The organism is Pseudoxanthomonas sp. Root630 (assembly GCF_001427585.1).
Lineage (GTDB): Bacteria > Pseudomonadota > Gammaproteobacteria > Xanthomonadales > Xanthomonadaceae > Pseudoxanthomonas_A.
The window spans coordinates 1-20,635 of sequence record NZ_LMGY01000016.1 but is presented as its reverse complement, the minus strand read 5'-3'; the positions used below and the strand labels follow the sequence as shown (position 1 = coordinate 20,635).

Annotated in this window: 17 protein-coding genes; 13 read left to right on the top strand and 4 right to left on the bottom strand. The window is 65.6% G+C overall.

Annotated features, from left to right (window positions below):
• Positions 1–95 precede the first annotated feature (95 nt).
• The 5 genes from ASD72_RS12395 (at position 96) to ASD72_RS12375 (ending at position 4,917) form a co-directional block, all read left to right on the top strand.
• Entirely contained in the window at positions 96–1,622 is a 1,527-nt protein-coding gene (locus ASD72_RS12395; protein WP_200948891.1) for a hypothetical protein, read from the top strand.
• A 118-nt stretch (positions 1,623–1,740) separates the two neighbouring features.
• A complete protein-coding gene (locus tag ASD72_RS12390) occupies positions 1,741–2,163 on the top strand; it encodes a hypothetical protein (RefSeq protein WP_235578007.1) in 423 nt (140 codons plus the stop codon).
• Complete coding sequence (locus ASD72_RS12385; protein WP_056880271.1) at positions 2,160–2,858, top strand: C39 family peptidase; 699 nt, start codon at positions 2,160–2,162, stop codon at positions 2,856–2,858. Before ASD72_RS12390 ends, ASD72_RS12385 begins: the two co-directional genes overlap by 4 nt.
• 1 nt (position 2,859) lies before the next feature.
• A complete protein-coding gene (locus tag ASD72_RS12380) occupies positions 2,860–3,363 on the top strand; it encodes a hypothetical protein (RefSeq protein ID WP_155944627.1) in 504 nt (167 codons plus the stop codon).
• Positions 3,364–3,414: 51 nt separating this feature from the next.
• Complete coding sequence (locus ASD72_RS12375; protein ID WP_056880269.1) at positions 3,415–4,917, top strand: transporter; 1,503 nt, start codon at positions 3,415–3,417, stop codon at positions 4,915–4,917.
• A 597-nt stretch (positions 4,918–5,514) separates the two neighbouring features.
• Here the strand turns inward: ASD72_RS12375 and hemN are convergent.
• Together hemN and ASD72_RS12365 are read right to left on the bottom strand one after the other, a co-directional pair.
• The gene (hemN, locus tag ASD72_RS12370) at positions 5,515–6,921 is read right to left on the bottom strand and encodes an oxygen-independent coproporphyrinogen III oxidase (protein ID WP_056880268.1); all 1,407 of its coding nucleotides are present in this window, start codon (positions 6,919–6,921) and stop codon (positions 5,515–5,517) included.
• A gap of 45 nt (positions 6,922–6,966) precedes the next feature.
• Positions 6,967–8,214 carry an MFS transporter gene (locus ASD72_RS12365; RefSeq protein ID WP_056880681.1) on the bottom strand — a complete coding sequence of 416 codons (1,248 nt, stop codon included), beginning with the start codon at positions 8,212–8,214 and terminating at the stop codon, positions 6,967–6,969.
• 169 nt (positions 8,215–8,383) lie between these two features.
• Here ASD72_RS12365 and ASD72_RS12360 point away from each other — a divergent pair, with 169 nt between their 5' ends.
• The 6 genes from ASD72_RS12360 to ASD72_RS12335 all read left to right on the top strand — a co-directional run bounded on the left by ASD72_RS12360 (position 8,384) and on the right by ASD72_RS12335 (position 16,242).
• Positions 8,384–10,690 (top strand): FdhF/YdeP family oxidoreductase, encoded by a 2,307-nt coding sequence (locus ASD72_RS12360; RefSeq protein ID WP_056880680.1) that lies wholly within the window; start codon positions 8,384–8,386, stop codon positions 10,688–10,690.
• A gap of 40 nt (positions 10,691–10,730) precedes the next feature.
• Positions 10,731–11,516, top strand: coding sequence for a formate dehydrogenase accessory sulfurtransferase FdhD (gene fdhD / locus ASD72_RS12355; protein WP_155944626.1), 786 nt, complete (start codon positions 10,731–10,733; stop codon positions 11,514–11,516).
• 200 nt (positions 11,517–11,716) lie between these two features.
• On the top strand, positions 11,717–13,894 hold the full coding sequence (locus ASD72_RS12350) for a TonB-dependent siderophore receptor (RefSeq protein WP_235578006.1): 2,178 nt from the start codon (positions 11,717–11,719) through the stop codon (positions 13,892–13,894).
• Between the two features lie 30 nt (positions 13,895–13,924).
• Complete coding sequence (locus ASD72_RS12345; protein WP_056880266.1) at positions 13,925–14,233, top strand: hypothetical protein; 309 nt, start codon at positions 13,925–13,927, stop codon at positions 14,231–14,233.
• 16 nt (positions 14,234–14,249) lie between these two features.
• Positions 14,250–15,920, top strand: a complete 1,671-nt coding sequence (locus ASD72_RS12340; protein WP_056880265.1) for a PepSY-associated TM helix domain-containing protein — start codon at positions 14,250–14,252, stop codon at positions 15,918–15,920.
• Positions 15,913–16,242 (top strand): DUF3325 domain-containing protein, encoded by a 330-nt coding sequence (locus ASD72_RS12335; protein WP_235578005.1) that lies wholly within the window; start codon positions 15,913–15,915, stop codon positions 16,240–16,242. The genes ASD72_RS12340 and ASD72_RS12335 overlap by 8 nt, the downstream gene beginning before the upstream one ends.
• Before the next feature lie 130 nt (positions 16,243–16,372).
• On the opposite strand, the gene ASD72_RS12330 is transcribed toward ASD72_RS12335, so the two are convergent.
• Positions 16,373–17,479, bottom strand: coding sequence for a mechanosensitive ion channel domain-containing protein (locus ASD72_RS12330; protein WP_081420319.1), 1,107 nt, complete (start codon positions 17,477–17,479; stop codon positions 16,373–16,375).
• Between the two features lie 1,190 nt (positions 17,480–18,669).
• Here ASD72_RS12330 and ASD72_RS12325 point away from each other — a divergent pair.
• The gene (locus ASD72_RS12325; protein ID WP_056880262.1) at positions 18,670–19,401 is read left to right on the top strand and encodes a hypothetical protein; all 732 of its coding nucleotides are present in this window, start codon (positions 18,670–18,672) and stop codon (positions 19,399–19,401) included.
• 56 nt (positions 19,402–19,457) lie between these two features.
• Positions 19,458–20,213, top strand: a complete 756-nt coding sequence (locus ASD72_RS12320) for a hypothetical protein (protein ID WP_162250385.1) — start codon at positions 19,458–19,460, stop codon at positions 20,211–20,213.
• Here ASD72_RS12320 and ASD72_RS12315 read toward each other — a convergent pair.
• Positions 20,196–20,635: IS3 family transposase (locus tag ASD72_RS12315; protein WP_155944625.1), on the bottom strand; the 440-nt coding region annotated here is incomplete at its 5' end. The genes ASD72_RS12320 and ASD72_RS12315 overlap by 18 nt on opposite strands.

Below are 20,635 nucleotides of genomic sequence, written 5' to 3'. Positions count from 1 at the left end.
GCGCCGGAAACGGCTAACGAATGCTGTGGGAGTGTGACCACCGTCGCTTTTCAGGGCTTCCCCTGGGCTCCGGAGCGGCCACAAGGAGACTCACTATGTGCATTCGCAAAACACTGATCGCATCAGCCGTATTGCTGGCGCTCGGGACGACGGGACAGGCATTCGCCCAGCAGACCAACACCGAGAACGGGCAAGGCGATGACATCCTCGTCAATCTCGCGGTCGACATGAGCAACAACAGCACGAACACGGACAGCTCGGACAATTCCGACAACAGCGACAACTCCGACAATTCCGACAACAGCGACAACAGCACGCATGACGGCGACAACCGCAACAATCGTGGTCGCGCGAATGCAGAAGGCTACGGCTCGACGGCCGCCAACAATGGCAGCACCGCGACCTCGACGTTCTCCAATTCCTTCAACCACAGCAAGGCCGTGGCCGAAACGCGGCTCGAAGGCAGCGTTTCGGGCGTGACCGTGTACGGCATCGGCAACGTCGCCCAGAACTGGGGCAACGCCGACGGTGGTGACGGTGGCAAGGGCGGCGCCGGCTACGGCGGCAAGGGCCAGGGCGGCTCCGCAGCAGGTGGCACCGGCAACGGTGGCGACGGCGGCGATGGCGGCAACGGTGGCAACGGCGGCAGCGGCGGCGATGCCAACAACGGCAGCGCGACCGCGGGCGATTCGTCCAACGGCAGCGCGACCATCGGTGATGCGACCGCAGGCAACGGCGGCCGTGGCGGCAGTACCTACGACACCCGTGGCGCGAATGGCGGCGCCGGTGGCGGTTGGGGTGGCGACGGCGACGCGACGGCCGGTGATGGCCGTGGTCGCGGTGGCTCAGCCGGCGGCTGGGGCGGCGACGGTGGTGGCGCCAGTGGCGCGTCCGGCGGCGATGCCGGCAGCGCGAGCGGCGATACCGGATCGATCGCCGGTGCGTCCGGTGGCGATGCGGGTGCCGGCAGCGGCAACGTGCGCGAACGCGGCGCCGGAGACGGCACCAGCGGCGATGGCACGGCCACGGGCGGCGCAGGCACCTCGGGCGACGCGACCTCGACCGGCGGCTCCAGCACGGCAACGGCCGGTGCGGGCACGTCGGGCGACGGGACCGGCACCGGTGGGGCCGGTTCGGGCACGGGCGGCTCAGGCAGTGGCACGGGCGGCGACGCCACGTCCACGGGCGGCGCGGGCACCGGTACCGGTGGCGCGGGCGGCACGTTGACCGCGACCGCAGGCAACGGCGGCGACGGTGGCGCTGCCACCAATGGCGATGCCACCAACGGTGGTGCTTCGTCCAGCGCGAGCAACGGCGATGCCACGGCCGGCGACGGCGCGAGTGGCGCGGTCGGTGCGACCGGTGGCGCAGGCGGCGTCGGCAACGGCGGCGACGGCAATGGCGGTGACGGCAACGGCGGCGTCGGCAACGGCGCGACCGGTGGCGCAGGCGGTGCGGGCGGTGCACTCACCGTCGACGCCGGCACGTTCGACATGTCCAACAACATGACGAGCGTCGGCCAGTCCGCAGCCGGCATCATGGTGGCCGCGCAGAACAGCGGCATGGCCTCGCTGATCCAGCAAGGCATCACCGTGCAAGCCAACCTGACCGTAGGCCCATAAGCGCTCCGCAGATGCCCCGGCCATCAATGGCCGGGGCATCCCGCGCGGACGCCAGCGTCCCGCCCGCAGCGGGATGTTGCCTGGCTGCACGGGGAACGCATGGCAAGGGAGACTGACCATGCTTACGCATCAAAGGATGGGACTGCGCCTGGCAGTCCTGGGCGCCTGTGCCATCGCATCCGCGGCATCGGCCGCGGATGTGGTGGTGGAAATGGCGCCGCTGCACGACCCCGCCATCGCACCCGCACCGATGCAGGTGCCGTTCAAGGCGGTCAGCGAGTTGGGTCGCACGGTCGATCCCGGTCGGCTGGCGGGCCTGCGCGGCGGCGACGGCACGCAGGTGGACAACCTGATCGATGTCGATGGCTCGGTGGACGGCAACACGGCCCACCATGTCACCACCGGCACGAACAGCGTCGCCGATGGCGCGTTCAACAACGCCAGCGGGATCAACACCGTCATCCAGAACACCGGCAACAATGTGCTGATCCAGAACGCGATGATCGTGACCGTCGACTTCACCGGCGGCGGACCGCCATGACATCGCAGCCGCGCCACCACTTGCGTGGCGTCGCGCTCGCGTGCGCCTTCGCCGTGCTCGGCGGGGCGTCGGCGGCCAACACCGACCTGCGCATCCCGCACGGCGCCTACGAGATCCGCCTGACCAGCCTGAAGGAAGCGCGGTTCAAGACCACGTTGCCGCAACAGTACGACTTCAGTTGCGGCTCGGCGGCGACCGCGACGCTGCTGACGCACCAGTACGGCCACCCCGTCAGCGAGGTGGATGTCTTCGTGCAGATGTACAACAACGGCGACCAGGCGAGGATCCGCAAGGAAGGTTTCTCGCTGCTCGACATGCGGCGTTATCTGCGCTCGAAAGGATACGAAGCGGACGGCTTCGAGCTGCCGCTGGACAAACTGCAGGAAGAGAACGTCCCGGCGATCGTGCTGCTCAACGATCGCGGCTACCGCCATTTCGTCGTCGTGAAGGGACTGCGCAACGATCGCGTATTGCTGGGCGATCCTGCACGGGGTACCCGGGCCATGCCGCGCTCGCGCTTCGAGGCGCTATGGGACAACCGGGTGATGTTCGTCGTCCACAACCGGCGGGCGGAAGCCCGCTTCAACCAGGCCCGCGACTGGCAGACCGCACCTCCGGCGCCGCTCGACATGGGAATCCAGCGCGATGGCCTGCGCAACATCACCGTGCCCCGGCGCGGTCCAGGAGACATCTGACATGGACAGGATCCGGCATCCCGCATGGCGGGCCGCGATGTTGCTGGCCGTCCTGCTCGCCCCGTCGGGGGCGCGCGGGCAGGGTGGAGAACTCGGCACGGAATGGCGACCGGTGGATCCGGCCCGCCTCGCACAGATGCGCGGAGGCTTCCAGATGCCTTCGGGCATGATGCTGTCGTTCGGCATCGAACGCGTGGTCTATCTCAACGGCGAAGTCACCGCACGCATCGCCGTGCAGGTGCCGGACGTGGCACGGATCACGCCGGAGCAGGCCCAGGCCCTGGCCGACTTCAATCGCGGGCTGGTGGTGCAGATCGGCGAAGGCAATCGTTTCGATCCCGCGCAGATCGCCGGCGGCATCGTCATCCAGAACACGCTCGACGACCAGGACATCCGCACGCTGACCCGTGTCGAAGTCGGCACCGACACGCTCGGCGCTTACCAGAACCTCAACGCCAACGGCGCGCTGACGGACGCGCTGATCCGCGCGCCCGGCGGTCCCTGACACCCGGCTGCATGACAGGCACGCCGCCATCACCTACTCAAGGGGAACATCATGAAAGGGACGTCGTTGATCGAGGTGGCACCGCTCGCACTGGCCGTGGGACTGGGCGTGGTGGGGCAGGCGAGGGCGCAGGAGCCGCTCGGCGTCATTCCGATACCGGTGGCGGAATCGCCGCCCGTCCCCCTGCAACCGTACGAGATCACGGCCGACGCGCGGCTCGACACGCTGCAGCGGCAGCTCAATGAGCAGACGCAGCGCCTGGAAGAAATGCGTGCGTTGATACAGGCGCAGGAACAGCAGATCTTCAACCTGCAGAACGCGCTCAACGAAGAAGTACTCGCCAACGCCCGCGCACGCGGCGCACCGACGCCGGTGATCGTACCGTCGCTCAACCAGGCCCCGACCTTCCGCGACGTCCCGCCCTCGCAGCCCTACATCGTCGTGGGCCCCGCACCGCCATCGCAGGATGCGCAGGCCGGACAGGCGTATGCGCAGTCCGCCGCCCCGCAGGCGCGCCAGGCGGCGCAATCGCAAGGCGCGCAGAACGCCCAGGCGCAGTCCCCGGAACGCGTCGGCCAGGCACCGGAAAGCGATTCGCGTCCGCCGGAAGTGGCGCAGATCTTCGACCAGCCCGGCGTGCTGACACCCAAGGGCAAGCTGGTGGTCGAACCCTCGCTGCAGTACGGCTATTCGGCCAACGATCGCGTCGCGCTGGTGGGTTACACCATCATTCCGGCCATCCTGATCGGCCTGATCGACGTGCGCCAGGTGAAGACGACCACCGCGGTCGCGACACTCACGGGCCGTTACGGCGTCAGCAGGCGCATGGAAGTGGAAGCCAAGCTGCCTTACGTCTACATCCACAGCGACACCGTGAGCCGCGAGATCTTCACCGGCTCCGCCCAGGACCGCGTGTTCAATGCCCGCGGCAACGGCATCGGCGATGTCGAGATCACCGGGCGCTACCAGCTCAATCGCGGCGGCACGGACAAGCCGTTCTACATCGCGTGGCTGCGCTACAAGAGCCGCACCGGAAAAGACCTGTTCGAAGTGACGACGGACTGCGTGACGCGCTGCGTGGCCAACACGACCGGTACCGGCCTGCCCCTCGATCTGCCCACCGGCAGCGGCTTCAATGCCGTGCAGCCCGGTATCACGTGGCTGTATCCATCCGACCCCGTGGTGTTCTTCGGCAGCCTGAGCTATCTGCACAACTTCAAGCGCAGCGACGTGTCGCGGCGCGTGCTGGGCGGACAAACGGAGTTCCTCGGCGACATCAAGGCCGGCGACATCCTGGGCTTCAACGTGGGCATGGGCCTGGCGCTCAACGAGAAAGCCGCCATCAGCATCGGCTACGACCAGAGCATCGTCGGCAAGACGAAGCAGGACGGGCAGGAGGTCGCCGGTGCGGTACGGACGACCTTGGGCACGCTGCTGCTGGGCGGAACCTATCGCTTCAGCGATCGCACGTCGCTCAACGTCGCCCTGGGCGTGGGTGTGACCCGCGATACACCGGACCTGACCCTGACGGCACGCCTGCCGATCAGTTTCTGACGCACGGAGCGCTCATCCGGGGCAAGCCTGCGGGCCCCGCCATTCGGTCGGCGCCTGCCATGGCCGGGGAATCCTGACGGCACGACGCGGCCTATGCCGATCCCGGGGCGACACGTCGCTACCGGATGCTGCGCGCTCCGAGCCCAGGAGCCCCTCATGTCGCGCCCATTTCCGTGTGCCTGGCGCATCGCGCTGGCCTGCATCCTCATCGCTGCCGGAAGCTCCACCTGGGGCGGAGATCCCATCCACAAGTGCCGCACCACGGACGGGCGGACGATCTATCAGGGTGCCCCGTGTGCTGCGAGGGAACGCACGGAGTGGGTGCGCGACTACCCGCCCGATCCACCTGCACCCGTCGCAATCGCAGGCGAGGGCAGGGCACCCATGGCCAGCGTCCCGCCCGGACGGACCCGGGCGGCGCCCCGGAAAGGATCGGCGCAGGGAGCCTTGATCTCGATACATCGCGACCCGGAGGCATGCGAGCGGGCCAAGGACGCGCGTGATCGCGCTTATGAGCGCCTGGGCCTGAAACGCGATTTGGCGACGAGTCGCCGCTTCGATGACCGCGTCAACGAGGCGTGTCGCTGACGCCGCCGCTCAGATCGTGCGCGAGAAGCGCGGTGCATCCGGCGCGGGCGTTGCCTGCAGATAGCGGTCGAAACACATGGCGATCACGCGCAACAACAGCCGGCCGCGTGGCGTTGCCCGGATACCGGCCCGGGTGAACTCCAGCAGGCCGTCGTCCGCCAGCATCTTCAGCCGCGGCAGGGCATCGGCGAAGTACTCGCCGAAATCGATGCCGTGGCGACGCCCGAGGCGGGCGAAGTCGAGCCGACCGTGGCACATCAGTTCCTGGATGACATCGGCCCGCACCACGTCGTCGCGATCCAGCGGCATGCCGCGCCAGACGGGCAGGCGGCCATCATCGATGGCACGTTCCCAACTGGCGATGTCGCGCGGGTTCTGGCTGAAGCTGTCGCCGATATGGCTGATCGCACTGACGCCGAAGCCGATCAGGTCGCTCTCCGCATGCGTCGTGTATCCCATGAAGTTGCGGTGCAGGTCGCCCCGCGCCTGGGCGCGCGCCAGATCGTCGTCGGGCAGGGCGAAGTGGTCCATGCCGATATAGACATAGCCCGCCGCCACCAGGCGATCGATCGCGCACTCCAGCAGCCCGAGTTTCGCTTCCGCGTCCGGCAGGTCCTCCAGCGCGATGCGCTGCTGCGGCTTGAACAGCTGCGGCAGGTGCGCATAGCTGTAGACCGCGATCCTGTCCGGCCGCGCCTCCAGCACCACATCCAGCGTGCGCTGGAAACCCTCCCGCGTCTGCTTCGGCAAGCCATAGATCAGATCGATGTTCACCGAACGCATGCCATTGGCCCGGCAAGCGTCGAGGATGGCCAGCGTCTCTTCGATGCCCTGCACGCGGTTCACCGCTTTCTGCACGACCGGGTCGAAGTCCTGCACACCCAGGCTGGCGCGGTTGAAACCCACGCGCGCGAGTTCGGCGATGTCGTCGGGCGTGACCGACCGGGGGTCCAGTTCGATCGAGAAATCCATCAGGTCCGGCGCGAAGAAGCTGAACTGGCTCCTGAGTTCGGCGACGCAATCGGCGATCTGCGCCGGCGTCAGGAAGTTCGGCGTGCCGCCACCGAAGTGCAACTGGGTGACCGGTCGCCCGCTCTCGAACAGGGGCGCCATCCGGGCGATCTCGCGGTACAGATAGTCCAGGTACAGTTCGCCGCGCGCCTTGTCGCGCGTGATCACCCGGTTGCAGCCGCAGTAGAAACACGGGCTGGTGCAGAACGGCACGTGGACGTAGAGGGACAACGGCCGCGCATGCTCGGCCTGGTTGCTGGCGCTCGCGTGTTCACGCAACTGCTGCGCGCCGAACGTCCCGCTGAACTGCGGTGCGGTCGGATAGGAGGTGTAGCGCGGTCCCGGCGTGTCGTAGCGCCGCAGCAGGTCGGCGTCGAACAGCGGGGAAGGAGAGACGGTGCCCATGACGCACAGGCTAGGGCGGGGCCCTTGCCCGTGCATTGATCGGGATCAATTCGAACGCGGATCGTGAGCCCGGCGCGGCGGAAGGTCCGGAATCTCGGGTAGCAGTTCAAGCGCAACCGGTGTCGTCCTGACCATGGGGTGGAAGCGTGCCGGATGAAGCAGGCGGCGCGCCTTCGACAGGCGGCGTCCGCCGGCGATCAGCGCCAGGAGGGCCAGCGTGACGGCAAAGAAGACGGGCAGGGCAGGGGCCCCCCAGCGTTCCATCACCAGGCCGGCAGCCGCAGGACCGATGGCGGCGCCGATGCCATTCAGGAGCAGCAGGGCGCTGCAACCTGCGAGCAGTTGCTCGGGCGGCAGGCGATCAAGCAGATGGGCGACGGCCAGCGGGTACAGCGCGAACGCCAGCCCGCCGAACAGGAAGAACAACGCGAGCACGCTACCGTGCGCACCGGTATCCAGACGCAGCGTGCAGAGGGCGACCGTCGAACCCAACGCCGCGACGCCGGCCAGCATGCTGCGACGATCGCCGCGATCGGAAAGCCGGCCGATGGGCAGCTGCAAGGCGGCGCCGCCGAGGATGGTGGCCGCCATGAACGCACCGATGCCGGCGCGGTCCAGCCCCAGCGACGCGGCATAGACGGCCCCCATCCCCCAGAACGCCCCGAGCGCCACGCCTGCGAGCAGCGCGCCGGCAGCGGCGCTCGGCGCCGTGCGGCACATCTGCAGGATGCGGGCGCGGGGTGCCCCCGCGATGGGCGGCGGTGAGAGCCGGGTGACGCTGACCGGTAGGATGGCGAGCGCGAACAGGATGGCCACCACGCTGAAGAGCACGGGGCTGCGCGGCGGCTGGAGATCCAGCAGCAATTGCCCCGCGGCAAGTGCGAGCAAAGACACCACCATGTACACGCCGAACACCCGGCTGCGGTGCTCCGGCGCCGACTGCGCATTCAGCCAACTCTCGATCACCGTACATAGGCCCACGAGCGCCACGCCGGTGACGATGCGCAACGCCATCCACGCGACAGGATGCGCCCACAGCGGGAACACGAGCACCGCCGCCGCGGCGAGCGCGGCGTGGAAGGCGAACGCGCGGATGTGGCCGACGCGCCGTATCAGCGGTGGTGCGGTGAACGTGCCGAGAAAGAACCCGACGAAGTAGCCCGACATCACCAGGCCCGTCGTCTGTTCACCCCAGCCCTCGGTCTGGCTGCGAACCGCAAGCAGCGTACCCAACAGGCCGTTGCCGCCGAGCAACAGGGCGACACTGGCCAGCAACGCAGTGAGGGGAAGCAACAGGCGAAGCACGAAGGTGCGGCGTTCTCGCGAGGGGATACAGCGCATGCTAGCAATGCGATCCTGAGCGGGCAGTTCACGCGCGACGGCATCTCCTTTCCAGCCTGTCGTACGCAGGCGTTGGAGTATCCTTCCGCGATGTTTCGCCGATATGCCGCAGGAGATCCCGATGAGTGAGCGCAAGGTACCGGGAATCGACGAATACGACGGTGCGGCCGGCGGCTGGGGCGCGCTGGCGGCGGTCGCGCGCGCGGTGAAGGGCCAGATGGCCGTCGGGCGCGAAACCTCCGCTCTACGCCGCGTCAACCAACCGACCGGCTTCGACTGCCCCGGCTGCGCGTGGCCCGACCCGCGGCACACCTCCTCCTTCGAGTTCTGCGAGAACGGCGCCAAGGCCGTGTCGTGGGAGGCCACGGGCAAGCGCGCCACGCCTGCGCTCTTCGCCGCGAACACGCTGTCCGAGCTCTGGACATGGAATGACCACGCGCTGGAGGACGAAGGAAGGCTCACCCATCCGATGGCGTACGACGCGGCGTCGGATCGCTATGTCCCCATCAGCTGGGAAGACGCCTTCGCCCGCATCGGCGAAGCGCTTCGTGCCTTGCCGGATCCGGACATGGCGGAGTTCTACACCTCCGGCCGAACGTCCAACGAGGCGGCCTTCCTCTACCAGTTGATGGTGCGCGAGTACGGCACCAACAACTTCCCGGATTGCTCGAACATGTGCCACGAGGCGACGAGCGTCGGTTTGCCGGAATCGATCGGGGTCGGCAAGGGCACGGTGACGCTCGAGGACTTCGAACACTGCGACGCGCTCTTCAGCTTCGGCCACAACCCGGGCACCAACCATCCGCGCATGCTCGGCACGCTGCGCGAGATCTCACGGCGCGGCGTGCCGATCATCGCGGTCAATCCGTTGCGTGAACGTGGACTCGAACGATTCACGTCGCCGCAGGACCCGGCCGAGATGCTCACCAACCGCGCCACGCCGATCGCGCAGACGTATTACCAGGTGAAGATCGGCGGCGACCTCGCCCTGCTCAAGGGCATGATGAAGTGGCTGCTCGACGCGGATGCCGAAGACGTGGCCGCAGGCGGTCCTGGCTTGCTCGACCACACCTTCATCGCCGAGCACACACAAGGGCTGGACGCCTTGCGGGAGGACCTGGCGAACACGGCCTGGGACGATATCGTCGAACAGTCGGGGTTGTCGCGGGATGACATCTCCGCTGCCGCCCGGCTGTACGCGGAGGCGGAGCGCGTGATCATCTGCTACGGGATGGGCATGACCCAGCACCGTCGCGGCACCCAGAATGTGCAGCAGATGGCCAACCTGTTGCTGCTGCGCGGGAACATCGGCCGTGAAGGCGCCGGCATCGCGCCCATCCGCGGCCACTCCAATGTGCAGGGCGACCGTACCGTGGGCATCACCGAGAAACCCACGCAGGCGCTGGTCGATGCGATCAGGCAGCGGTTCGGTTTCGAGTTCCCGCTGACGCACGGCCACGACGCGGTGGAGGCGGTACGCGCGATCCGCGACGGACGTTCGCGTGCGCTGGTCTGCATGGGCGGCAACCTGGCGGTGGCGATGCCCGATCCCGAGACCACCCTCCCGGCCATGCGGAACCTCGACCTGGCCGTGCACATCGCCACCAAGTTGAATCGTTCGCACCTGATCCCGGCGCGGCAGGCCTTCCTGCTGCCCTGCCTCGGGCGCACCGAGCGCGACGTGCAGGCGGGCGGGCTGCAGTCGGTGACGGTGGAGGATTCGATGTCGATGGTGCATGCCTCGCAAGGCGGGCTCGCGCCGGCATCCGAACACCTGCTGTCGGAACCGGCCATCGTCGCCGGCATCGCGCGCGCCACGCTTCCGCAAACGAAGGTGGACTGGAACTGGCTGGTGGAGGATTACGACCGCATCCGCGACGCCATCGAGGCCGTGTTCCCGATCTTCAGCGACTACAACGCACGCGTGCGCCAGCCCGGCGGCTTCCGCCTGTACATAGGCGCATCGGAACGCGACTGGGGCAAGGTGGGCAAGGCGCGTTTCCTGGTGGCGCCAGGCCTCAACGAAGACCCTTCGGGCGCGCAGGATCTGCTCACGCTGACCACCCTCCGGTCGCACGATCAGTACAACACCACCATCTACGGCTTCGACGACCGCTATCGCGGCGTGAGCGGGCGACGGGATGTCGTCTTCATGAACGCCGACGACCTGGCTGCGCGTGGCCTCCGGCACGGCGACCGCATCGACATCGAATCGCATGTACCTGGCAGCGATGCTGCGCCACGCCGCGTGTCCGGCTTCACGGCAGTCCGGTACGACCTGCCTCGGGGATCGGCGGCGATGTACTACCCCGAAGGCAACCGGCTGGTGCCACTGGACAGCCACGACCCGCAGTCGGGAACGCCCGCGTACAAATCCATTCCCGTGCGGATCACCAGATCGCGCGATACCAGCGCCGATGTCGACTGAAGGCAACGCTCACACCCCAGGGCTCGCGCGACGCGGTGTCATGGACGTCCGCGATGGAGTCGCCACGCCGCTGCAGGACCAGTTGGCCGAGGAGATTCCGCTCGCGATCCACGTCAATGGCGAGCCATTGGCCGTGATGATGGCGACTCCCGTCGACCTGGAGGACTTCGCCCATGGCTTCGCGCTGACGGAACTGGGCATCGCGATCGGCGGACTGGCTTCGGTCGGCATGCAGACCTTGCTCGAAGGGATCCAGCTCGACCTCCACACACGGGAACCGTTGCCCCGTCGTCCGCCGGACGACGATGCCCGCTGGCTTCCCGGGCGCAGCGGCTGCGGAATCTGCGGCCACCGGCGCCTGGAAGATGTCATCAAACAACCCGAAGCGGTGGGGCAGGGAACGGACATCGACGTCGACGCCCTTGAAGCGGCCTTGAGCGCCATCGACGCATGGCAGCCCCTGAACGCGGCGACGGGCGCCATCCATGCGGCCGCCTGGGCCGACCGTGATGGGCGGCTGCGGCTGGTCCGCGAGGATGTCGGCCGTCACAACGCCCTGGACAAGCTGATCGGCGCGATGGCGCGCGAAGGGATGGATCCTGCGGAAGGGTTCGCGCTCATCACCAGCCGCGCCAGCTACGAGATGGTCGCCAAGGCCGCGGCTTCGGGCATTCCACTGCTGGCCGCCATGTCCGCACCCACCGCACTGGCGGTCGATCTGGCCCGCGGATGCGGGCTGACCCTGGTGGGCTTCACGCGGGTGGGACGGCACGTGATCTACAGCCATCCGCAGCGGCTGTTGGGCCAGCCCCTGGGCCAGCCGTAGCCGGAGACGAGGCATTTGCCGCGCGTTTCCGCACGGCCGCACGTCGGGCGCCTGTTCAGGTCGCTTGCAAAATGAAAATCATTCGCATCTAATAGGAGTAACAGGTGCTTCGCCACTTGCGCTGACGACGCGCCGCCGAGCGACGCGCCATCGGCGCGCGTGAGCGTGCGCCGCCATCTCCCACAGCCTCCCATACCCACATGTCCATGCCGAATCGCCCGCAAGCCCCTTCCGATACCATCGCGTCCTTGCTCCCCAATGCGCTGCGCGTTGCCATCTGCCTGGCGCTTGCCAGCGGACCACTGGTCGCGTCCGCTGCACCGCAGGAAGCCTCGGGAGCACAGGCGACCGCCGACGTGACCGCGACCGATCTGGACACCGTGCTGGTGCGTGGCCAGCGCGCCAACCGCGTCAGCAACGGCGCGACCAACCTCGACCTGGCCATCAAGGAAACGCCGCAGTCGATCAGCGTGGTCAGCAACGAACAGATGATCCAGTTCGGCGCCGACAGCTTGAACGACGCCCTTCGACTGGCCACCGGCATCCAGGTGGAAGAGTGGGAGACCAACCGCACCAACTACCTGGCGCGCGGTTTCGAGATCAAGAGCACGCAGATCGACGGCGTCGGCATGCCCAACGACTGGGGCATCGCCACCGGTGCGATGGACGCCTTCGGTTACGAGAAGCTGGAAGTGATCCGCGGCGCGAACGGTCTGCTGACCGGCGTCGGCAACTCGGCCGGTACGATCAACTACGTGCGCAAGCGCCCGACCAACGATGCCGAGGGCAAGGTGGGCGTCAAGGTCGGCTCCTGGGGCGAGCGCCGCGTCGAGTTCGACTACTCCATGCCGTTCAACGATGTCGGTACCTGGGCGGGTCGCGTGGTGGTGGCGCGCGAGGAGGGCGATTCCTACCTCCGCGATTTCGAAACCGAACGCACCTTCGGCTATGCGGTGATCGACGGCCAGATCGGCGAGAACGGAACGCTCGCATTCGGCTACTCGTGGCAGCAGGCCGACACCACCGGCAACATGTGGGGCGCGCTGCCCTTCGTGAACGCCGATGGCACGCAGCCGTCATGGGACGTGGGTGCCTCCGCCACGGTGGACTGGACATACTGGAACACCAACACGCAGACGGCCTTCGTCGAATACACGCACCAGTTGGGCGACAACTGGCAGTTGAAGGCGACCTACAACCACCGCAAGGGCGACAACGACGACGAGTTGTTCTTCGCCTACTCGATGACCGGCCTGGACCCCGTCACCGGCACCGGTCTCCTGGGCTGGGCCTACAAGGGCCAGGACGAACTGACATCGGATCTGGTCGACGTGACCCTCAACGGCCGCTTCCAGTTGTTCGGACGCGAGCATGAAGCGATGTTCGGCATCAGCCAGTCGGAGAGCGAGCAGGGCTACTGGTACAACCCGGCCCCGTTCGATTCGCCCGCGTTCGGCCCGCTTCCCGGCTTCCCGTACGCGGGCGACGCCGTGCCCGAACCGGTATGGGGCGCGCAGGTGCCGTCGAGCGAGTTCAACCAGCGTTTGAAGCGCGCGTTCGGTGCCACCCGCATCGCGCTGACCGAGGATTTCAAGGCCATCGTCGGCGTCAACTTCGCCGAGTACCACCGCGACGGCAACAACGATGGCGTGCCGTTCGCCGAGACCGAAAGCAACACCAGTCCTTACGCAGGCCTGACCTACGATTTCAACGAGAACATCCTGGGTTACGTCAGCTACTCGGACATCTACCAGCCGCAGGACCAGCGCGACTTCGACGGCTTCTATCTGGCACCTTCGAAGGGCGTCAACTACGAGGCCGGCCTGAAGGCGGAGTGGCTCGACAGCCGCCTGCTGACCACGCTCGCGTACTTCTCCGCGAAGCAGGAAGGGCTGGCGACCTACCAGGGCTACAACCCCGACACCCTGATGAACTACTACGTCGCCAAGGACGTGGAATCGAAGGGTTGGGAGTTCGAAGCCACCGGCAAGCTCACCGACCATCTCGACCTGGTGTTCGGCTACACGCACCTGAAGATGGACGGCGAAGAAGGCACGCTGACCTACAACTGGGTGCCGCGCCGCACCGCCAACCTGATGCTCAGCGCCCGCCTGCCGAGCTACGAGGCTTTCTCGTTCGGCCTCGGCGGCCGTTGGCAGAGCGCCATCTCCAACGTCGAAAGCTACACGCAGCAGACCGTGCGTCAGGGCAGTTATGCGGTGCTGAACGCGTTCGCGGCGTGGGATTTCCTGGAGAATGCGACCCTGCGCGCCAACGTCGGCAACCTGACCGACGAGAAGTACATCAACACGCTGTACCAGATCGGCTACTACGGCGCGCCGCGCCACTGGTCGCTGAGCCTGGAATACCGTTTCTGATCCATCCGCAAGAAGGTAGCCGACGCCACCATGTCCACCACTGCGATTCCCTCCCGTTCGCCACGCGCGCAGGTCATTGCCCGCGTGGCGGCCGCCATCTTCGGCGGCTACGCGTTCGCCTGGGGCGTCGTCGCCACCGGCGCCAGCCTGATGGTCGCCGCCGGCATGGACTTCCATGACGCCGAGTTCCTCGGCAGCATGATCGGCGTGCTGGCGTTCCTCGGCGTATTCCTGTGGGCGTTCGCCGCGCGTCGACTGCGCTGGGTGTGGCTGGTGACGGTGGTCGGTGGCGGCGCACTCGCGGCCACCGGCTCCTTCGTGCAGTCCCTGTTGGTCTGAGACAGGGGAGGGCATCATGTTCCAGAGCTTCCGACAGGCCATGGCCTGGCTCCACACCTGGTTCGGCCTGGTGTTGGGTTTCGTGTTGATGGCGGCGTTCTTCTTCGGTGCATTGTCGGTTTTCGATCGCGAGATCGACCGCTGGGCGATTCCCAGCACGCGCATCGAGCCGCAACCCATGCCGTCCTTCGAGAAGGTGCTGCGGCCGGCATTCGAGCGCATGCAGCCCACGCAGAAAGCCATCGATGCGATGGCGCCGCGCGTCAACGGCGCCATGCCGGAACGGTTCGACACCGTGGTGAACTGGAGTGCCTACACCACGCACCGCGACCCGGTGCTCGCGCTGTTCGCCGGTTACCAGGTGCCCAACGCGAAGGATCCCGAAGAAGCGATCTGGGCGGACACCACGATCGATCCGCGCGACGGAACGCCGTTGCCGAACGACCGCCTGAAGATCGGCAGCGGATTCTTCTATCCGATGCACTACAGCCTGACGCTGGACTGGAAGAACCTGGGCATCTTCATCGTGGGCCTGTCCGCGCTGGTGATGCTCGCCGCACTGGTCAGCGGCGTGGTCATGCATCGCAAGATCTTCCGCGAATTCTTCACCTTCCGCCCGGGCAAGGCACGCCTGCGCAGCGTGCTGGACCTGCACAACCTCACCGGCGTGGTGGCGTTGCCGTTCCATTTCTTCTTCGCCCTCACCGGCCTGCTGATCTTCGCGGCGACCTACTATTTCCCGCTGGGCCACACGCAGTTGCATGAGCTGCACGACCTGCATGCCGAAGTGGAAGCACGCGAAACCGGCCTGCCGCACCAGCGCGCAGGCGTTCCCGCGGGCCTGGCGAATGTCGACGCGATGGTCGCCGAAGCGCAGCACCGCTGGAAAGCCAACGACAAGGCGGGCGAGGTTGGCTTCCTGGTGCTCCAGCATGTCGGCGACGCCAACGGCTACGTCAGCGTGTACCGCGCGGGCACCGACCGCATCGCCTTGGTCGGCGACGGCATCCATTTCAAGGCCGCCACCGGCGAACTGATCCGCGAGGATCCTGCCGCCACCCCGGTCGGCCGCATGGCCGAGTTCCTGACCGGCCTGCACCTGCAGCACTTCCGCCACTGGCTGCTGCGTTGGCTGTACGTGCTGGGCGGTCTTGCGGGCGCCGTGTGCATCGCGACCGGCTTCGTCTTCTTCGTGGAGAAGCGTAAGCGCCAGCATGCGCAGATGGGCAGCCAGGGCGCGCGGATCGTCGATGCGCTCGCGGTGACCACGGTGACCGGCATGGTACTGGCGACGCTCGGCATCCTGGCCGCCAACCGCCTGTTGCCCGAAGACCTGCCGGCACGTGGCGATTGGGAGCGGTACGCGTTCTGGGGCACCTGGGCACTGGCCTTCATCCATGCGGGCCTGCGCAGCGCGCCGGTGGCGCGTGGCCTGGCGAATCCGGCATGGCGCAAACAGTGCTGGGCGATTGCCGTACTGGCGGCATCCGTGGTGGTCCTGAACTGGGTGACGACGGGCGATCACCTGTTTCGTACGCTGTCACACGGTTACTGGCCGGTGGCCGGCGTCGATCTCTTCATCCTTGCGGTCGGCGTGATCGCCATCCTCGCGGCCGTCAAACTTCGCCGCCGCGCACAGCAGGCCGGGCAGGGCCATGCGACTCCGCGGGAGGCAGCGCGTGCCTGATCCCGCATCCCACGGCAGCCTGCTGTCACTCGCCCTGATCGCCAGCGGCGCCGGCATGGGCTGGCTGGCGCTCTCGATGCAGGTCCACGCGCAGCAGGCCTGGAATCACGTGCCGTCACCAACGACGCTGAAGTGGCTGCGTTGGCTCGGCAGCGCAGCGCTGCTCACCGCATTCGCGCTGTGCCTGGCTGCCGATCACGCGACGATGGCGGTGTTGGTGTGGTTCATGGCACTGGCGGGCGCCGCACTGATCGTCGCGTTCACCCTGAGCTGGCGACCGCAGTGGCTGCGCTTACTGGCGCCGTGGATCAGGTCTCGGTGATCGCACTACAAAGCCTCAACCGGTAGGGAAGTCGTGCCGGAAATTCTTCTGATGGCCGACGTTGAGATCCACTGGGTTTCCGCACTCACGACTTCAAGGCGATTCGCGCGATCGCGCGAAGGGTGAGCATTCAAGGCTGGGAAGGCGGGGTCGCGGGCAACGCTTCTGCGTCCTCCTGCATGTCGAGTCGTGCATCTTCCTTCGCATCGTTTCTCGAAAGGATCTCCCGTTCCTCGGGCGCCAGGTAGGCCTTGTTCGATTCCCTGGATCGTTGCTGGTGCGTGCCGGCTCCGCGGAAGGCTTCAACGGCATCATTTCCGCTCAAGTCGAACATGCTCTTGAGATGGACCACCAGTTGCGAAGGCGAGTCGGCAATACCGTATTTGCGCAATGCGGTATCCAATTCCCAGGTATACGCGGCACGTATCGCGGAGTTCCGCCGCGCCGCCGCTTCCGTCAGCCAGACGGCAAGAACGAAGTCCGACGAGCTATCACCAAATTTCTCGAGCCAGACTTGCGGTTGCCGCCGTCCTTCCATCGACAAGGTGAAGGGGACGCGCGACGCAGCTTCGAGCGCGGCCTTCTTGACCAGTTCCTTGTCGGCGTCGGGACCGACCGCGAAGGGAACACGGATGCGCCGGTGCTCCGATGCGTGGGTCCAGTTGACCAGGCGCTTGGTCACGAACTCGGAGTTCGGCACCAATACATCGATGTTGTCGTTGGTGGTGATGCGTGTCGACCGGATGTTGATGGAGCGGACGACGCCGCGCGTGTCGCCATCCAGCTCGACGAAGTCGCCCACCTTCAGCGAGCGATCGAAAAGCAGGATAAGTCCGGCCACGAAGTTGCTGAAGATGGCCTGCAATCCGAATCCGAGACCCACCCCCAGTGCGCCGCCGAACACGGCGAGTTGGCTGATGGGTATGCCGGCAACGTGGAACGAGACCAGGATGGCGACGACCGTGATCGCGTAGTGCAGTATCCGTGAAAGCGTGTAGAGGGACGCTTGGTTCGCGCCCTCGTGCGATCTCGCGTAACGCTTGAGAAGTGCCTGGGCAAGCGACGACATTGCAAGTATCGCGACCAATGCAATCAAGGCCGCCACGAGGTTCCCAACGGAAACATCCCAACCCAGTGAGTCGAACGGCCGGTAGGAAAACAGCCTGGAGACCGTTCCACCGTGGTCTGGCGCCGGGACCACGAGCATGATTGCGTACAAGGGCCGTGGGATGTCCATGCGTGCGTCCTCGATGGCGAGCCGGCATGCCTGTCTCCGTAACAAAGCGAAGCGTCACGCGAGAGGTGGCAGCGGGGCAGGGGCAGTACCGGTGCCCGCGTGCGAATTGCGGATTCCATCGTATCGCGGAGCGACGCTTCACTTGTCCGCCAACGACAAGTAAAGAAACGCAGTTTGAGCCAGTAGATTTACTGACGAACTGGAAAGCGATGTCCGGGATCGTCCTTGCGCGGACCAGGAATCCGCAAGACGGACGTCCTGCCGGTCTATTGTTCGCGCGCCGCTTGCTTGCCGCGCCCAGTCGGCGCGAAGTTCAGTGTGGCCGTGCACGACGCGGTTGTAGTGCGCCAAAGCGCGGGGATTCCGATTCGGACCGGGCCGCCAGCACGGGGGTTGGTCCATCAACATGCGAAAGCCTCCAAGGTTCCTTTGGAGGGCTTATCGGCACGGGGAGGTCCTTTCAGGAACCAGCCCCAAAGCCGGGCCCGCCAGCCCACTTCGCTGTCTGACGCGCTGAAATCGCCCCATTCCTAAGTGCTTGATCCAGTTAATTCTGGTGAAATTGAAGGGCAAGTTGTTGCCCTTTTTGCAGCCAACAACTTGCCGCGATGTTGATGAGGTGACGGCAATTGCCGCACAGCTTGGCGATGTGCTTACAAGATGCCCCGCAATCGGCGGTAAAGAACCCATAGGGCAACTTGTCTGTCATAGAACCGACCCGCCTGCTCACGCCTCAGAGACTCGCCGTTGCCGACAAATGGCGATGCCGTACGCAACCAGAGTCTTATCAATCCAGCGGCTCACCCAGAGTGTTATCAGGGTTTGCAGACATCGAAGCCGGCCTCTACAACTGTCTTGTCAGGACCTCATTCTTGGCGAGCCACTTGCCATGATCGGCGACGTAGATCGTCGCCGTCTTATTGTCAGATTTCTGGGCCAAGGCGTATGTCTCAGTAGACCTTGGCATCCACGCGAGTGAAGTTGGCCAGCACGAGCGCCTGGTCAGAGGTGACAAACAAAGGCGTGCGGCACAAGTGCTCCCCTCCCAGGGCTCAATCGGTAAATGAGTTTACTTGCGCGCAAGGCGCAAGACTCGTGCCAACGAATGCATAGATAAGCGTGCTTACTGCGACCGGTTCGTGTCCTTCGTTGCGTCTGATCGGTTAAGGGGACACCAGCCAGGGGGATCGATGAGCATCCAAGGGGCAAGAAACGGCACGTTCTTGGCAAAGACGCTGTTGGGCACGGGTCTGGCGGCCGCCCTGGCCGGGTGTGCGACGACCTTCGAGGAAACCCACTACTTCCAGTCGCTGGATCCCATAACCAAGGCGCCTACCAACTACTACCGCTTGAAGGTCACCGGCTACGGTGCCATGACGTCAGCGCGTTATGTGTCGGGCTACTATGACGAGCGCGCGGTAGACCTATTCTTTAATGAGGTCAAGGTAAAAGAAACCGCCGCTGACGCCACCGGTGTAGGCAAGTTGTTTGAGGAAGGCCAGAAATTGCCGGGCAGTGGCGATACCTTCAAGCCATTGAACCCATCGGCTGAAGACGGCGCCTTCGTGATGATCCTGAGCACGAACGCCTCCAGCGTCACCCAGGCAATTGGCCAGTTCGGTGAGAATCAGGTCGTTGCCGATGCAATCACCAACCTAGTCAATCGCGACGCCCTGCAGCGCGATCATGCCGTCAATAGGGCGACCACGAGCATGGCCAATGCTACCGCTGACGAACTCGCCAAGGTCATGGAGAAGCTGCCCGGTGACGCGGCTCCAAATAAGGATGTGACTCGGCGGTCTCTGCTCAGGGTGCTCAACACCATCGCGTCCGGGTACGGTTACGGACCCACGGGATTCCAGAGCTTTGATGAGGCCCAGGCGTGGTTCGCCGCCAACCGGCACGGGAGTACCGAACGATGATCGCTCGCCTTGCCATAGTGGCCGTATGCCTGGCTTGGATGACAGGGTGCGCCTCGTTGAAGATCGAAGTGGGCGTACTTAATCCGGCCATGATCTCAGAGCTGGCCGACAGTGACCGCCTTGAGAAGGTGGTTCCTGGGATCGTCTCAGAGACCGATCGAGACATCGAAACACGCTTCCGCGATGTTGAGCACTCGCACTATCAGGTCTATGCCAATGCCGCCCGCGCCTATGCCCTTGAAGCGGCCAAACACAAGGATGGAAGTAGCGAGAGGCTCCAGTTGGAAGCGGCCGCCATAAGTCAGGCTCAGCTGCCTGACGAGATCGTGCGCTTCTATGCCCAGACTGCGTTTCTCATCAAGAGCAATACCGCCGCGCTGAGGGCCAGCTGGCGACCCTATGTTGCCGAACAGGATCCGATCAATCGGCAGTCGCAACGCCGCAAGATGTTGCTTTTACTCAGTGAAAGAGAGCAGATCACCCGGCGCTTTTCCGACCACGTCCATCGGGACATGCTCGACGTAGAAGTCACGCTGAAGGGCAATGCGGCGATTGGTGCGTCGGCCAAGAATGCCGTGCAACAGGCTGTGGACACGCAGGCGAATGCGACCAGCCAGGCAGTGCGCAAGGAAATCATCGACTCCGGCGGACTTGAACATTCGCCTTACGCGTACATCGTGGCTAGCGCGGACAAGCTTCATTGGGCGCCGCGTTACAACGATACGATGGCGCGCGGCATGTTCGGTAACACAGACATCGCCATCAAAGTGGTACGCCCCCGCTTTCGTAGACGGTTAGGGGCTTTGTTTTGAGTTAACCGCCTCAAACATCATTGGCGCAAGGCCTCCCAGATGTCCATGGCGGCGCTGTCGATTGTAGAAAACCTCGATGTAATCGAACACGTCACTGCGCGCTTCTTCGCGACTGCTATAGACCCTGCCGCGTACGCGCTCCTTCTTCAGGCTGCTGAAGAACGACTCAGCSACTGAGTTGTCCCAGCAGTTGCCGCGACGACTCATRCTGACTTCCAAGCCGTGCTCGCGGCAAAAGCGACGCCAGTCGTCGCTACCGTATTGCACGCCCTGGTCGGAGTGGATGACAACCTCCGAAGTGGGGCGGCGCCGCCAGATGGCCATCAACAGTGCATCCATCGCCAGTTCGCGCGCCAAGCTGGATTTCATCGACCAACCAATGACCGCGCGCGAGTAGAGGTCGATCACCACGGCCAAGTACA

Excerpts from the sequence above, each read along its gene's own strand:
- fdhD (WP_155944626.1), top strand. The coding sequence starts at position 10,731 with ATGGACGTCCGCGATGGAGTCGCCACGCCGCTGCAGGACCAGTTGGCC.
- ASD72_RS12390 (WP_235578007.1), top strand. The coding sequence starts at position 1,741 with ATGCTTACGCATCAAAGGATGGGACTGCGCCTGGCAGTCCTGGGCGCC.
- ASD72_RS12330 (WP_081420319.1), bottom strand. The coding sequence starts at position 17,479 with ATGGACATCCCACGGCCCTTGTACGCAATCATGCTCGTGGTCCCGGCG.
- ASD72_RS12345 (WP_056880266.1), top strand. The coding sequence starts at position 13,925 with ATGTCCACCACTGCGATTCCCTCCCGTTCGCCACGCGCGCAGGTCATT.
- ASD72_RS12380 (WP_155944627.1), top strand. The coding sequence starts at position 2,860 with ATGGACAGGATCCGGCATCCCGCATGGCGGGCCGCGATGTTGCTGGCC.
- ASD72_RS12360 (WP_056880680.1), top strand. The coding sequence starts at position 8,384 with ATGAGTGAGCGCAAGGTACCGGGAATCGACGAATACGACGGTGCGGCC.
- hemN (WP_056880268.1), bottom strand. The coding sequence starts at position 6,921 with ATGGGCACCGTCTCTCCTTCCCCGCTGTTCGACGCCGACCTGCTGCGG.
- ASD72_RS12350 (WP_235578006.1), top strand. The coding sequence starts at position 11,717 with ATGTCCATGCCGAATCGCCCGCAAGCCCCTTCCGATACCATCGCGTCC.
- ASD72_RS12325 (WP_056880262.1), top strand. The coding sequence starts at position 18,670 with ATGAGCATCCAAGGGGCAAGAAACGGCACGTTCTTGGCAAAGACGCTG.
- ASD72_RS12395 (WP_200948891.1), top strand. The coding sequence starts at position 96 with ATGTGCATTCGCAAAACACTGATCGCATCAGCCGTATTGCTGGCGCTC.
- ASD72_RS12375 (WP_056880269.1), top strand. The coding sequence starts at position 3,415 with ATGAAAGGGACGTCGTTGATCGAGGTGGCACCGCTCGCACTGGCCGTG.
- ASD72_RS12340 (WP_056880265.1), top strand. The coding sequence starts at position 14,250 with ATGTTCCAGAGCTTCCGACAGGCCATGGCCTGGCTCCACACCTGGTTC.
- ASD72_RS12385 (WP_056880271.1), top strand. The coding sequence starts at position 2,160 with ATGACATCGCAGCCGCGCCACCACTTGCGTGGCGTCGCGCTCGCGTGC.